This is a genomic window from Algicola sagamiensis DSM 14643 (assembly GCF_000374485.1).
GTDB lineage: Bacteria > Pseudomonadota > Gammaproteobacteria > Enterobacterales > Alteromonadaceae > Algicola > Algicola sagamiensis.
The window spans coordinates 170873-184678 of sequence record NZ_KB894498.1 but is presented as its reverse complement, the minus strand read 5'-3'; the positions used below and the strand labels follow the sequence as shown (position 1 = coordinate 184678).

Sequence of the window (13806 nt, the reverse complement as noted above, 5' to 3'; positions counted from 1 at the left end):
CTAGTTGCAAAGGAGCATCCTTGGAAGGGTATGTAATAAAAACTCAAAATTGACCAATAGCTATCTACCTCTTTTGACTCTTCGTTGGATGAAGTCTGAAGTGGTGTCGCGATGGAGAACTGCGAAGAATGAAATTAACAACACAAAAAACAAAATTAGCAAGCTTGATCCTTTTGGGTATCTCATCGAGTGCGCTGGCAGACCCAAGTCTGGGAACGCTTCCGGATATAACTGCTGAACAGGCTCAAGCTGATGGACCTAATGTTCGAGCCAATGAAATTAACCTCACACCTCCTAAGGTTTTTGATGATGGAATACTTGCCGAAGGTTATACAGTTACATGTACAGTTGTGGATAGCGCGACTACAACAACGACTTGTGAGGATACTACTACTCCTGCAGATCAAATCATTGATGAAGTTGTTGTCGCTGCTGCAGGTGAAGCAACAATTACTTGGACGGCTACGAAGGCAGGCTCTCCAAACTTAACAGCGACTCAAAAGCTAACTGTGAAAGCAAATGCAGCTCCCACTGTAGAGTTTCCTGACAAGACAATCTATGTTTCTAGTGCAGATGATAAAGTTGATGCTTCTACGCTCAAATATACAGATCTAGGTGCTACTGTAACCGATGATTCAGAAGATTTATCTGTAACACATGATCGTGATGACGATATGTTAGCGCCATCGGAAACACCTTATGTGTTTACATGGACGATTAATGACGGTAAGGGCAATGATGCGATAACTCAGACCCAAAAAGTGACGGTTAAGGTTGCTGGTGCGGATGATGCAGATAAACTTCAATCAATCACGATTTCCGCATTACCAGATTTGACACTGAGGGGTGGTGTAGTTACGCAATTTGATACCTCTGTAGTTGATGATGTGAAAAGCCGCGTCTCTTCTGAAACTGGAATTAAATCCATCACAAGAACCCCAGAAAAGCTTTATCCTGGTACTCACTACGTTAAGTGGACGGTGACCAACCATGCAGGGAAGACAGCCGATCAAGTTCAACGTGTATTTGTGATTGATAATGTTGCTCCTGTGATTACGGTTGCCTCAGCTGCAGATGAGCATGTTGTGACTTCAAATGCATTAAAAGCTTCCCTCTCAGCTGCTAAAGCATTAGCAACTGATAATGTGGATGGTAACTTAGATGCTACGCTCTCATCTTCAGAAGGTTTTGGTGGTAAGCAAAATCTTACCTTTAATGTTACAGACTCAAGTGGAAATACTAGTACTGCTGTACCAGCAGGCAATGTTTATATTAAACCAGTAGTGTTTCTCCCATCTAATCAGTCAGTTATTGCCAGAGCACCATCAGCTGAAATTATTCTTAAAGTCAGTGGTGACATTCCAGATATTTCTAATTCAGGAAATAATATTGTTGGCAAATATCGAGTTGATGATGGTGAGCCATTAAACCTTACATATACTCAAAATTCAGGACAAATTGTCATACCACTTGATGCAAGTGGAAAAGCTGCTGGATCAAATTTTAAGATTGAAATCTTAGATCTGGATGATGCTGTTTATTGGGATGGTGCTGATGCTAACTCTACTCGAACAATTACTGTTCCAGCTATAAATACGGTTAATTCAGTATCAGATTTACAAGTACTTGGTATAGGTTCTTTAACGACTAGACCAGATGTAATCCTGAAAGATACGGCTACAAGGTTAACCTATAGTATGTCAGGGCCAGATGCTCCGGAGTATGAAAATAATATAACCTGGACAGCCTCATCAGATAAAGCCTCGATTACACCTGCAGTTCCGGGAAGCCCAGGAACTCTCGCATCAGTAACAGTAACAGAAACAGGAGTTTATACAGTTACTTTAACGGCAACGAAGAATGATTCCTCTTCACCAATTTCTACTAGTCATAAATTTCTTGTCATTGAGAGTTTACCTTCATCCTTAAATATCGAAGATAATGATAGTGATGGTATACGAAACGACAATGAACCTGCGGTATTTGGTAATAGCGTTAATTTTGCAATTAATTTTGCAGGTGATTATATTACTGTAGACCCTTCAATGCATACAACTCAGATTGTAACAGGCTCATTTGTTCATGAAAAAGTTGGTCTAGATAATTCAGATGTTTCCTTTAGTGTTGCAGCGGAGCTTGAAGGTGGCAAATTGAAGGCTCAAGACTCGCATGATGGGAATGCAACACAAAAGTTTCATATCATCGTGAAAAATGTTCCAGAAAATGGAAATGCACACTTTGTCGTTCCTTTCGAGAAGTTGGTTAACGTTAAAATTGAGTCTAAAGAAGAAACATCCGGTACAGCGAATAAAGCCACTGATATTTTCACTCGTCTTGTTGCATTAAAAGATGGTGCAACAGCTACAGCATTTGACTTGACAGCGGATGATGTTCGATACATCAAGGTTGATGGCTCCTGTCCATTTGCTGGAAGTAAGTCCTTCGCTGATCCAGAAAAAGCAGAAGATAAATTCCCTGTTCCGGAGCAAGCAAATTGTGCCAGAGTAACTATTAAGGATAATGGTCCAAATGATCTGGATAGCACACTTGGCCGTGTTGAGTTTGCAGGACAGTTTAAAGGAAACATCAATGATGCTCCAACATTTGATGCAGCGAAAGTCACAGCAGCACAAACTGCACTAGCTGTCAGATTGCAGGAAAATGCAGAGTTTGAGATTGACTTATCTGGGGCTACAGAAACAAACAAGGACTCAGAAGGCAAGCTGGATACATTGACATATAGTTTGGAAGCTAAAGACATTATTGTTGAGAATACAGCATCTGTCGGTGAAACGAAAAATGGAGTGAGTCGTAAGGCGAAACTGAGCATTGTTGAAGATGCAGAGACGAAAGGGAAATTTAAAGTCAAGGTAGAAGAAGCTGATCACAATACGATTGTTCATCTCATGGGATCTGTCACTGATGGACGAGACACAACGAAGGTTGATTTAGGTCGTGCGTTAGGCATGAACCTCGCACCAGACTTTGTGATCCGTGCATTTAAACCAGAAGGCAAGCCGGGCGAAACAGTGATGCTTGTTGCGCAAGAGCCAAACGATCCGGATGGTGATAACAGCAACTTGACTTATAAGTGGACGCATATCGATACGAAAAGCCCAATTACTATTGAAGATAGTGATAAAGCAGAAGCGAGCTTTAAAATCCCGAATATGGCAGACGGTTCTATCTTAAAGATGCAGGTAGAAGTGACGGATAAAGACTCTGCGGATGCGGCAAAATCGGCAACCACAACAAAAGTTGTTGAAGTCAGAGTAAACAACAGAAAGCCTGGTGATGATGATGGTAGTATGTTCGCATTCTTACCAGCATTACTTGGCCTCATTGGCATCCGCCGCCGCAAGGTGAATGCAAAGTAACTTTGTAAAATCTCAATAAACGTTTAAAAGCGATGGGGAAACCCGTCGCTTTTTACTTTGGGTGTATAAACGGTGAGTCAGGGTGTATTTCATATCATCAATTCTCTGAGAAGTATGCTTGAAGCTGTCATCGATATAAAGCGATTCAATTTATACACGGATAGAAACAATTCATCTTCAATCCGGTCTATCTCATTAAGCACATAAAAAAGACTGAGGTGTGTGATGAACACGCGTAATTTGTTTTTTGTTGGTTTAATCGTGGTGTGTCCGATTGCGCTTGCTGGGCAGGCGAAGGTGACTTGGGAGTCGCCAGAAAAATATGCGGATGTTCGTGCGGCTGAGGAGCATCGGCAGCGTTTTCAGCAGCGGGTGTTTCAGCAGCTTGAGCAGGAGTTTCAAAAGTTAGCGGATACATTGCCTCAGTCACAGACTTGGCAGATCACGGTGACCAACCTTGATCTTGCAGGTGAGGTGCGTCATCAGATGTTACGCAATGGGCGTTCTGTGCGGGTTGTGAAGGATTTGTACTATCCAAGTATTTCATTTTGTTATCAGCTCATTGATGGCAATCAAATAATTCAGGAAAAGACGGTGAAGCTCAGAGATCTTGGGTTCCTCCATCGTGCTGGTCGTCAGCAGTATAGTCGCCAACTTGTTGGTGATGAAGCGCAGATGATCCGTAATTGGTTTGCGAAAAACATGAAGCATTCCAGTAATGGATACTAAAGGGAATGTCGCGAAGGGAAAGGTGGTCGAAGTTAAATGATACTTTGGATTTGCTCGTAGATTTTAATGGCTTGTTCTTTTGTGAGTGCACCAGCACTGGCGGCTTGACCCGTTGTGGTACTTACCCGGACACTTTCTCTGGCTGCTTCTGGCGGTTCTATATCTTCTGTGATTTCCTTCTCGTTATCTGGATCAAGGGATTGGCGTGTGAGTTCTACACGGTCAGGAAAGAAACCAAGCACATCCCTCGTCTGTTCATTCACGATCTGTGGGTCTGGGCTAGGATCTGTATCCGTAAGCCCTGAATTACTGACGGCAATGGCCGCATTCACGGTCACAGGGGTCAAAGGCATACTTACCCTCCTCTAATAAAAAGATAGTACAAATGGCTATAAATTAGAAATAAGGACTAGTTTTCTGTGTTACAGCGTACGCTCTCTTTGTAAATCAGATTGGCTTTGTTAGAAGCCGACCAGTTCTCATCGCGATGCAAGCAATTCAAGTCGCTGAAAAGAAGAATTCTCTCCCAAATAAAATTTTCACTATTAATTAGTTATTTTCACTATTTTCTCGATATCGAGAATCACACACTCCGTATTAAATTTATAAATTATAAATAAAACATAAACTTAAAAGTTGGCATGATCATTGATATCCCTTGAGTAGTTTAATCAAGGAGTCAACTCATGAAATCAACAATCTTATCAACTTTTGCTGCAATGACGATTGCTTTGTCATCAAACGCTGCTTCTGCGACAACGCTTGAGCAAGAGGTTCAATCTGTCGTTGGTGAGTACCTGGAAGGTGCCGCCTTAGAAATTTCAGCATCAATCGAAGCTTCAATACGCCAAACCCTGGCAGATTTTGATTTCAAATTTGAGGCCAATCAGGAAGACAAACCTTCAGATGAAGGGGAAGAAAAGGATAGGAACAATGATCAATGAAATGACACTTATCACTGTTTTTATGATGCCCATTTTGGGCATCATAGTGGCAACAAGCAGTTATCAAGCACTTCGCCGTTTCATGGCTTAAATCAATAAGAAAAGAATACAGATATGAAAACATTACTGAAAACCTGTTTATGTTTAATTATATTATTACTCGCCTGGGAATGGGTCATGGAGCCATTTATATTTTCCGGAGAAAGTTTCTTTGGTGGCTTAATTAGCTTTTTTCTAGGGGTGATATTACTCGCTGTTGGCGCAATTGGGGCCATTATGATGGGCGTTGGTGTTGCAACGGTGGTGATTGCGGTCATCTGTGTTTGCTTTTTAAGTCTGGTGGCAAGTCTCGTGTCTTCGCTTTGGCCACTGCTGTTGATATTTCTAGTTTTTTACTGGCTATATCATCAAGCGCCGCAAGAGATATAGTTCGGAAATTGATGAATGGTGATTCCATTGAATAAGGCTTGTAACTCCCTCTAGATCGGGTAATATTTGACAGTTCTTTACAGTGGACCAACCTCTTATGAAAATAATGAATCACTTCTCATTGATATTGTCTTTATGTTTCTCTTGTGTTGTTTTTGCGGGGACACAATCCAAGGTGGATATCGAAGAATTTACGGTGCGTGCGCCTATTCCTGGCACACAAAATACGTCAGGTTATCTCGTTGTTGATAATTATGGGAACCAAAAAGTCACGATTAAAAGCGTCTCCTCCAATGTGGCAGATAAAACAGAGATCCATACGCATGTAATGGAAGGAGACATGATGAAAATGCGTAAGTTGGATCAGCTTGCGGTCCCTGCGAAAAGTAAGGTGACATTTGAGCCAGGTGGTCATCATATTATGTTCCTTGGACTCACGAAGGATATTTCCAAACAACAATCAATTGAAGTGATCTTTACACTTCAAGATGGTCGTCAGTTGGTCTCTCAGGCTAAGGTGGTTTCCCTGATGCCAAAAAAAGAACATAGCCACCATCACCACCACTAGGAGTTGAAGTTATGACAAAATGGGTTTCGACCGTTGTCGTTTGTGTTTTGGGCCTTATGCTTGGTTTATCCGTTTTTTGGAGCTTTGAACCAGATGTGATGGATATCAAGCAAGTGGCGATTGATGATGCCGCGAAAAAGAACGAGAAAGTCGTCACAGGTTACACAACCACGACTGCATTGATTAAAGTCAGTGAAGGTTTACTGAATAAGCATGGTGGGTTTCTATCCAATGATGTGACGCCGCCTTCATTCTTTATGGATAACATGCCGAGCTGGGAGTTTGGTGCACTGGAGATGAGTCGAGATCTGATGTTGACGATGCGTAATGATTTTAGTCGCTCACAATCTCAATCAGCTGCAAATCCACAGCTGCAAACAGCTCATCCGAAGTTTAATATTGATCATCGGAAGTGGATTTTCCCAAGTGCAGAATCTGAGTATCAAAAAGGGATTGAACAACTGTACCTATATCGTGCAGCGTTGAGCAGCGGCAGCAATGTTGATGCACAATTCTATGCCCGTGCGGATAACTTACGTTATTGGCTCAAAGAAGTTGAAAAGCGCCTGGGGAGTCTGAGCCGGGGGTTGTCTGAGAGTGTCGGTCAGGAGCGGATCAATATTGATCTTGCAGGGGACTCACACGCCACACAATCGACGCCTGCACCGCAGGAGCAAATGGTCAAAACCAGCTTCTGGAAAATTGATGATGTGTTTTATGAAGCCAGAGGTGCTAGTTGGGCTTTATTGCACTTCTTAAAAGCGATCGAAGTTGACTTTGAGGATGTGTTAAAGAAGAAAAACGCACAAGCGAGTGTGAAACAGATCATCCGTGACCTGGAAGCGACCCAGCAGACCATTTGGAGCCCCATGATCTTAAATGGTACGGGATTTGGCGTGATGGCGAACCACTCCCTCGTCATGGCAAACTATATCTCGCGTGCAAATGCAGCCATCATTGACATGAATGAGCTTTTATCTCAAGGCTAACTCCTTCAAGGTTCATTGATCTCATCCTTTATGGCTCTGATTGTATAGACAATGTAGAGCCTGCTTTCCTTCAGTTTTTCTTCTCTCTCATACATTTCAACTAGTGCTTTTATTCTAATCGATTGTATTCCTTAGAGATTTCATAAATTGTGCGCATTTTTAATGAATGTGTACTATCGTACAATTTAGAAAATAGGATCACATACGATCATCATGCCCGTTGTACAGGATGTGAGTTGTCTGATGGCACATGTCTTCAATTTAAGTTGGAAAGTAAGATGGGCAGCTTATGAAAATACCGTCAATTTTTTTGATATTCCTACTAGGGCTTTTCACAGGATGTAGTGATGGCCTATGGAGTAAAAAGCAGGGACTGACAGAATCCGATAAAGCTTTTGAGAAGCTACTCATCCGCCAGTTTATCATGGCTAAACCAGGCGATGTGATCGAAATCCCAGAAGGGACACATTATTTAAGCCGGAGTTTAACCCTCAATGTGGATGGGGTGACCATTCGTGGGGCGGGTATGGATAAAAGTGTGCTCTCCTTTAAGCATCAAATTGCCGGAGCAGAAGGGCTGCTGGTCAATGCCAGTGATTTTACGATGGAAGATTTTGCAATCGAAGATAGCAAAGGCGACGCCGTCAAAGTAAATGAAGCCAAAAATGTCATCATTCGACGCATTCGAACAGAATGGACCAATGGTCCTGCAACCAAAAATGGTTCCTACGGTTTATATCCCGTCCAGACCGAAAATACCTTGATCGAAGAGTGTGTGTCGATTGGTGCTTCGGATGCGGGGATTTATGTTGGCCAGTCAAAAAATGTGATTGTGCGTAAAAATCATGCCGAGAAAAACGTCGCCGGGATTGAAGTTGAAAATACTCAAGGCGCAGATGTGTATGACAATGTTGCAATCAATAATACGGGCGGAATTTTGGTATTTAACATGCCAAATTTAACACTACCTGGCCACTCCACACGGATTTATAACAATAAGGTGGATGCGAACAATCACAAGAATTTTGGGCGCAAAGGTACTCCCGTTGCTAGTATTCCGGCAGGTTCTGGGATAGTGATTAATTCGAATGATAAAGTCGAAATCTTTCATAACGAAATCACCAACAACGACACGGCGAATATCATTGTCTCCAGTTTTTACAGCACAAATTATAGTGAAGAGGCGATGGACAAAAGCTTCGATCCTTATCCAGAAGAAATCTATATCTATGGCAATCACTTCGAAGGGGGCGGCGCTTCGCCTGATCACTTAGATATGAAAGCTGTGAAAGTCGCATTATTTGGTCTGAATGGGCGTTTTCCAGATATCCTCTGGGATGGGTATTACAATCCGGAAAAAGTTGAGAATGGACAAATGAAATTATCTGATGCGATTTGTATTGATAATGGTGTGGCAGGGATCATTAATTTGGATGCTGGGAACAACTTCAAAAACGTAACAACGGATATCACACCGCATCAATGCCATCATAATAAGCTTCCTCCGGTTCAACTGGCGTTTCTTGCTGGAGCAGGTTGATGCGCCAGTTTTTCTTGTTCGTCATGATCATTTGGGTTGGGGTGGGATGTTCACCTCAGCCGAAAGAAGTCAATACCTTTTTACCTGACCAATACCCGGAAAAGCTGAGTGATTGGGGGGTATTGCTTCATGCGCATCAGCGTTTGTCTCCCAATCAACAGGTTGAAGTGTATCAACTGAATTCGACACTGTTTACAGATTATGCCCACAAACTCAGAACAATCTGGCTGCCAGAACAATCTCAGATGGGTTATCAGGTGGATGAAGCGTTCGATTTTCCTGTGGGAGCCGTCATTAGTAAAACGTTTTATTATCCGAAACACAAAGAGTACACGAAAGAAAATTGGGTGTTTCAAAAAACATTTGATGAACAGGCTGATTTTTCTAGTCATGGATTTTCTTTGGATCTCAATCAAGTTCATCTTGTAGAGACACGACTGCTTGTCAAACAGCAGCATGGCTGGGATGTGATTGCTTATCATTGGCAAAAGGACCAGCAGGACGCATATCGTGAAATCGCAGGTGACAGTTTCCAAGCGACACTCATCGATACGAATGGTAAGAAGGAGTCATTCGTCTACGTGGCGCCAGATCAGAATCAATGTGCTGGCTGTCACGCGCCGAATCACAGCAGTAAAAAAATCCAGCCCATTGGCCCAAAAGCGCGTCATCTCAATACACTTGTCCACCGTGCCATGGGAGAAGAAAACCAGCTGATGCGCTGGCAACGTATGGGCTTGCTGAAAAACCTTCCCTTGATGGAATATATTCCAAAGAATGCTGATGAAACGCGTCCAAATGAGTTTAAACTGTCCCATCGCGCTCGTTCCTATCTAGATATCAATTGTGGTCATTGCCACAATCCTGATGGGCCTGCTGATACGTCAGGGTTGTTTTTAGATAATCAACCTTACCCTTTGTTGCAAATTGGTTTTTGCAAGCCACCTATTGCAGCAGGTAAAGGGTCGGGTGGACATCGTTTTGATATTGTTCCAGGAAATGCACAAGAGTCCATTTTAGTCTATCGAATGGCGACGACAGATCCTGGAGAAATGATGCCAGAACTTGGCCGATCACTTGTACATCAAGAAGGGCTGGCACTTGTCACCGAATGGATCAATCAGTTAGAAGGACGTTGTGATTAGTCTTTGCTTTTGAATGAAGAAGTTCACGTAAGCGGTTAAATAAGATCTGCTCACACCAACTTGCGTGGTCAGTAGACGGATTTGTGAGCCCCTGATATTCAAGTTGCAAAATCGTGGCGTGAATTTCAAATGCATTTTCGTGTGGCGCATCAATATGCATGGCTGTCAGAAGCTCTTCAATGGCTAATCGTTGGTTGTCATCCACAATGGTAACTAATGCGGCTAACGAGGGCTGATTAATGGCTTCGTACCGAAAGGCATGTTCAAGCAGGCGAACCTTCTTATCCGAAATCTGTAACAGAATATGCTGCGTGAGTAGCTGCGCCATTTGTCTGGTTTGTTGCAAGCCAGAGAGTTGATATTGCTCAAGCAATAAAAGCCCTTTTTGTTGTAGATTAATGATGTCATCAATTTGAATTTCCACGAAGTAGACAAAACAATCATGCATGAGTTGTTGAATGTCTTTAAAATAATAAGTTGTGGAAGCAAGTGGGACATTCGCCTTTTGTGCAATATTTCTGTGACGAAGCTGTCTGGCACCTTCATAAGCAAGGATGTCTAAAGCTGCATTCAAAATCGAAAGACGCGTTTGTTTGCCATCATTTCTCTCAGGTATCCGTCCAAGGTATTTGAGTTGGTTTAGCAATCTGTTTTTATTGAGCATAGGGTAACCTGTGGCATTTCGATTGAATCTCATTCTTCGCAAAATCGGTACGACATGTCGTTTGTTTGCTTGACGAGAGCGCGACATCTTTATCAAAATAGTGACTCATTTTTAAGGAATTGGCGCGACTATGTCTACAAAACATCCAATTATCGCCGTCACGGGTTCGTCTGGCGCAGGAACAACCACGACGACACTCGCCTTTCAGCATATTTTTCGTCACCTCGAAGTCAATGCAACCTTTGTAGAAGGTGACAGCTTTCATCGTTTTACGCGTCCAGAAATGGATGTTGCGATCCGTAAAGCGCAAGAGCAAGGAAAACATATCAGTTATTTTGGTTCTGATGCGAATGACTTTGAAGCATTAGCGTATTTATTTCAAACCTATAGTGAAACGGGGAAAGGTAAAACACGTAAGTATCTCCATTCATTTGATGAAGCCGTTCCCTATAACCAAATGCCAGGCACGTTTACGCCGTGGGAAGACTTACCCACGAATACCGACCTGTTGTTTTATGAAGGGCTGCACGGCGGGGTTGTCGATGGCGAAGTGGATGTTGCGACCCATGTCGACTTATTGATCGGGATGGTGCCGATCGTCAACTTGGAATGGATCCAAAAGATTATTCGCGATACGCGAGAGCGGGGCCACTCAAGAGAAGCCGTCACATCCAGTATCGTTCGTAGTATGGAAGATTATATCAATCACATTACACCACAGTTTTCCAGAACACATATTAATTTTCAACGTGTCCCAACAGTCGATACCTCGAACCCCTTTAGTGCGACAGATATTCCCTCGTTGGATGAAAGTTTTGTGGTGATCCGGTTTAATCGTATGAAGCAGGTTAACTTTCCTTACTACCTGCAAATGATTGATGGTTCTTTTATGTCCCGTCCAAATACATTTGTGGTGCCTGGTGGAAAAATGAGCTTTGCGATGGAGTTGATCCTGACCCCAATCATTGAAGAAATCATCGAAAAACGTCGAAAAGCACTTGGACAGCTCGATTGGCTTCAACGTGCAGAATAGTAAAAAGAAAAGCAAAATTTATGATCCTTAATCAACTGCTGATAGGCTCAGTTGTCATTGCTGGAACGATATTCATTCAGGCTGGCTTTATCAGCAGCATGATTGCTTTCCTGAAATCGATTCGCAAATGGCTGGCCAAACCACCTCATGAGTTTAAAACAATCATCATTCTGACATTGGCTGTTTTGTGGTTGGTTGCAGGTATGAGTTTAAGTGCTTGGCTATGGGCAGCGGTTTACCTTGTTGCAGATGTATTTTCATCCCTAGAGCCTGCGCTTTATTTTGCGCTCGTCACATTTACCACGCTTGGTTACGGAGACATTATACTGGATGAGAACTGGCGCTTATTAGGTGGATTGACCGCAGTCAACGGACTGATAATTGTAGGGTTGAATACGGCCGTTCTTGTGGAATCAATCAATCAAATTCGTGCAGATCAGCTCGGAAAAGAGGATGCTTGAATACACGCTGGACAGTTTTATGTCTTATACCATCGGGATTTTAGTATTTTTCGTTGGTATGGCTTTAACAAATAAACTGCCAATTCTCCAAAAGTTTCATATTCCAGAGCCTGTGACGGGTGGGTTCTGTGCTGCATTAGTCATTTATGGAATTTATTTGTCGCAAGGGTGGGTGATTGAGTTTGATTTGTCGACGCGTGACCGTTTGCTTGTTTACTTCTTTACAGCCATTGGACTCAATGCCCGGTTTCAAGATTTACTGAGTGGGGGTAAGCCGCTTCTGGTCTTATTGGTTTTAACCATCGGGTTTATCGTATTTCAAAACCTCATTGGGTTATTTGGTGCGTTTCTTCTAGATTTACCAACGTATGTGAGTGTTATGGTTGGTTCTGCGTCTTTGATTGGCGGTCATGGAACAGCGATTGCTTGGGCACCTGATGTTCAAAAGCAGGGACTGGATAATGCGTTAGAAATCGGGATAGCAAGTGCAACATTGGGGCTTGTGATTGCGAGTTTAATCGGCGGACCAATCGCACGAGTCTTGATAGCAAGGTATCAACTTGAAGGGACAAAAGCAGAAAAACCCGTGGTTGGTATTGCCTATGAAAAAACCTCAACCGAGCAGATTAATCATCTAAATGTGATGGCTGTCTTATTGGTTTTACATGTTTGTATCATTGCAGGTTATCTGCTGAATGAATTATGCATCGAACTTGGTCTCAAGCTACCGCTTTATGTGACTTGCCTCCTGATGGGGATTATTTTTTCCAATACCGTACCATCGATTCTCCCTCGATTACCTTGGCCTGCACGATCAAGAGCACTGGCGGTTGTTTCTGATTTTTCACTGAGCCTTTTTCTCACCATGTCGCTCATGAGTATGCAGCTTTGGACGATTCAATCCCTCGCTGGTTCGCTCTTCACAATCTTGTTTCTACAGACGCTCGGCGCCATTCTTTATATTCTCTTTATTTTATTTCCACTGATGGGGAAAAATTACCAGTCGGCTGTTTTAAGCGCTGGCTTTGGCGGATTTGCACTGGGCGCAACACCAACTGCAATTGCGAATATGACAGCTGTGACAAAAGCACATAGTCCGGCACCAATGGCTTTCTTGATACTTCCTTTGGTGGCTGCATTTTTTGTGGATGTTGCGAATGCCTTCGTGATCCAGTTCTTCCTTTCACTGGGATGATGACATGATCCTTTACACGTGATTGACTATGCTATGTTCATGAAATCAAGTTTATTCATACATATCGCTTGTATTTTTCTCTGGTGTTCTATTCCACTTGCATCAAACGCCTATGGTCATGAGGGACTGGTGATCTCGACGACAAATTATTCCGATAAGTTATCCCGCTATGCGGCACTGATACAACAAGCTTATGCAAATATCGGGATAAAAGTGAGCGTGGAATACATGCCAGGTGAGCGCTCGATTCAATTTGCGAATCAGGGGAAGACCGATGGTGAATTGCTTCGTTTTGATATCGTGACGCAACATTATAAATTTTTAAGAAAAGTACCTGTTGCCATTCAGGTCATTTCAATCGATGCTTTCGGGAAACGGCAGCTTAAAGTCTCTGATTGGAAGAGTTTAAAGCCTTATTTGATTGGATATGTTCGTGGGCACAAGATCATTGAACGACAGCTAGAAGGGTATAAAACATCACCAGTCACGAATATCACGCAAGCTTATTCGCAGTTAGATAAAGGCTGGGTTGATATTGTGCTACACAATTCGATACAGTCGATGCAGATCATTCAACAAATGAACTTACAAGACAGAATTCATCGTCTGGCGGTTATTGTAGAGCAGCCGCTCTATCATTTTGTTCATCAAAAACATGAACATTTGATCCCAAAACTGACGGAACAATTCACCCAAATGAAAGAAGCAGGCGCGTTCGCAAATATAAAATAA

At 42.6% G+C, this 13806-nt stretch carries 14 protein-coding genes; 12 read left to right on the top strand and 2 right to left on the bottom strand.

Annotation, left to right across the window (positions count from 1 at the left end; translation table 11 throughout):
- Positions 1–128 precede the first annotated feature (128 nt).
- On the top strand, positions 129–3377 hold the full coding sequence (locus C505_RS0113065) for a hypothetical protein (RefSeq protein ID WP_018693066.1): 3249 nt from the start codon (positions 129–131) through the stop codon (positions 3375–3377).
- 225 nt (positions 3378–3602) lie between these two features.
- A complete protein-coding gene (locus C505_RS22355) occupies positions 3603–4106 on the top strand; it encodes a DUF3016 domain-containing protein (protein WP_018693065.1) in 504 nt (167 codons plus the stop codon).
- Between the two features lie 32 nt (positions 4107–4138).
- Here C505_RS22355 and C505_RS0113055 read toward each other — a convergent pair whose 3' ends face one another.
- On the bottom strand, positions 4139–4459 hold the full coding sequence (locus C505_RS0113055; RefSeq protein WP_018693064.1) for a hypothetical protein: 321 nt from the start codon (positions 4457–4459) through the stop codon (positions 4139–4141).
- Positions 4460–4792: 333 nt separating this feature from the next.
- On the opposite strand from C505_RS0113055, the gene C505_RS0113050 reads away from it, so the two are divergent.
- The 6 genes from C505_RS0113050 to C505_RS0113020 all read left to right on the top strand — a co-directional run bounded on the left by C505_RS0113050 (position 4793) and on the right by C505_RS0113020 (position 9721).
- Positions 4793–5050, top strand: a complete 258-nt coding sequence (locus C505_RS0113050) for a hypothetical protein (protein ID WP_018693063.1) — start codon at positions 4793–4795, stop codon at positions 5048–5050.
- Between the two features lie 114 nt (positions 5051–5164).
- Complete coding sequence (locus C505_RS0113040) at positions 5165–5479, top strand: hypothetical protein (RefSeq protein WP_018693061.1); 315 nt, start codon at positions 5165–5167, stop codon at positions 5477–5479.
- Positions 5480–5576: 97 nt separating this feature from the next.
- Positions 5577–6047 (top strand): copper chaperone PCu(A)C, encoded by a 471-nt coding sequence (locus C505_RS23745; RefSeq protein WP_157369024.1) that lies wholly within the window; start codon positions 5577–5579, stop codon positions 6045–6047.
- Positions 6048–6058: 11 nt separating this feature from the next.
- Positions 6059–7036, top strand: a complete 978-nt coding sequence (locus C505_RS0113030; RefSeq protein WP_018693059.1) for a DUF2333 family protein — start codon at positions 6059–6061, stop codon at positions 7034–7036.
- A 289-nt stretch (positions 7037–7325) separates the two neighbouring features.
- Positions 7326–8576, top strand: coding sequence for a parallel beta-helix domain-containing protein (locus C505_RS0113025; protein WP_018693058.1), 1251 nt, complete (start codon positions 7326–7328; stop codon positions 8574–8576).
- Positions 8576–9721 (top strand): SO2930 family diheme c-type cytochrome, encoded by a 1146-nt coding sequence (locus tag C505_RS0113020; protein WP_018693057.1) that lies wholly within the window; start codon positions 8576–8578, stop codon positions 9719–9721. Before C505_RS0113025 ends, C505_RS0113020 begins: the two co-directional genes overlap by 1 nt.
- Here C505_RS0113020 and C505_RS0113015 read toward each other — a convergent pair.
- Complete coding sequence (locus tag C505_RS0113015) at positions 9693–10385, bottom strand: TetR/AcrR family transcriptional regulator (protein ID WP_018693056.1); 693 nt, start codon at positions 10383–10385, stop codon at positions 9693–9695. The two genes, C505_RS0113020 and C505_RS0113015, sit on opposite strands and share 29 nt — an antisense overlap.
- A gap of 130 nt (positions 10386–10515) precedes the next feature.
- On the opposite strand from C505_RS0113015, the gene C505_RS0113010 reads away from it, so the two are divergent.
- From C505_RS0113010 to C505_RS0112995, 4 genes are read left to right on the top strand one after another with little or no spacing between them, the layout of a single operon-like run.
- Positions 10516–11418 (top strand): phosphoribulokinase, encoded by a 903-nt coding sequence (locus C505_RS0113010; RefSeq protein WP_018693055.1) that lies wholly within the window; start codon positions 10516–10518, stop codon positions 11416–11418.
- 20 nt (positions 11419–11438) lie between these two features.
- Positions 11439–11879: a potassium channel family protein gene (locus tag C505_RS0113005; protein ID WP_018693054.1), complete on the top strand. Its 441-nt coding sequence runs from the start codon at positions 11439–11441 to the stop codon at positions 11877–11879.
- Entirely contained in the window at positions 11872–13074 is a 1203-nt protein-coding gene (gene gltS, locus C505_RS0113000) for a sodium/glutamate symporter (protein ID WP_018693053.1), read from the top strand. Before C505_RS0113005 ends, gltS begins: the two co-directional genes overlap by 8 nt.
- A 39-nt stretch (positions 13075–13113) precedes the next feature.
- Positions 13114–13806 carry a periplasmic substrate-binding domain-containing protein gene (locus tag C505_RS0112995; protein WP_169337044.1) on the top strand — a complete coding sequence of 231 codons (693 nt, stop codon included), beginning with the start codon at positions 13114–13116 and terminating at the stop codon, positions 13804–13806.

Coding starts and splice junctions, on each gene's coding strand:
- C505_RS0113065 (WP_018693066.1), top strand. CDS start 129: ATGAAATTAACAACACAAAAAACAAAATTAGCAAGCTTGATCCTTTTG.
- C505_RS22355 (WP_018693065.1), top strand. CDS start 3,603: ATGAACACGCGTAATTTGTTTTTTGTTGGTTTAATCGTGGTGTGTCCG.
- C505_RS0113055 (WP_018693064.1), bottom strand. CDS start 4,459: ATGCCTTTGACCCCTGTGACCGTGAATGCGGCCATTGCCGTCAGTAAT.
- C505_RS0113050 (WP_018693063.1), top strand. CDS start 4,793: ATGAAATCAACAATCTTATCAACTTTTGCTGCAATGACGATTGCTTTG.
- C505_RS0113040 (WP_018693061.1), top strand. CDS start 5,165: ATGAAAACATTACTGAAAACCTGTTTATGTTTAATTATATTATTACTC.
- C505_RS23745 (WP_157369024.1), top strand. CDS start 5,577: ATGAAAATAATGAATCACTTCTCATTGATATTGTCTTTATGTTTCTCT.
- C505_RS0113030 (WP_018693059.1), top strand. CDS start 6,059: ATGACAAAATGGGTTTCGACCGTTGTCGTTTGTGTTTTGGGCCTTATG.
- C505_RS0113025 (WP_018693058.1), top strand. CDS start 7,326: ATGAAAATACCGTCAATTTTTTTGATATTCCTACTAGGGCTTTTCACA.
- C505_RS0113020 (WP_018693057.1), top strand. CDS start 8,576: ATGCGCCAGTTTTTCTTGTTCGTCATGATCATTTGGGTTGGGGTGGGA.
- C505_RS0113015 (WP_018693056.1), bottom strand. CDS start 10,385: ATGCTCAATAAAAACAGATTGCTAAACCAACTCAAATACCTTGGACGG.
- C505_RS0113010 (WP_018693055.1), top strand. CDS start 10,516: ATGTCTACAAAACATCCAATTATCGCCGTCACGGGTTCGTCTGGCGCA.
- C505_RS0113005 (WP_018693054.1), top strand. CDS start 11,439: ATGATCCTTAATCAACTGCTGATAGGCTCAGTTGTCATTGCTGGAACG.
- gltS (WP_018693053.1), top strand. CDS start 11,872: ATGCTTGAATACACGCTGGACAGTTTTATGTCTTATACCATCGGGATT.
- C505_RS0112995 (WP_169337044.1), top strand. CDS start 13,114: ATGAAATCAAGTTTATTCATACATATCGCTTGTATTTTTCTCTGGTGT.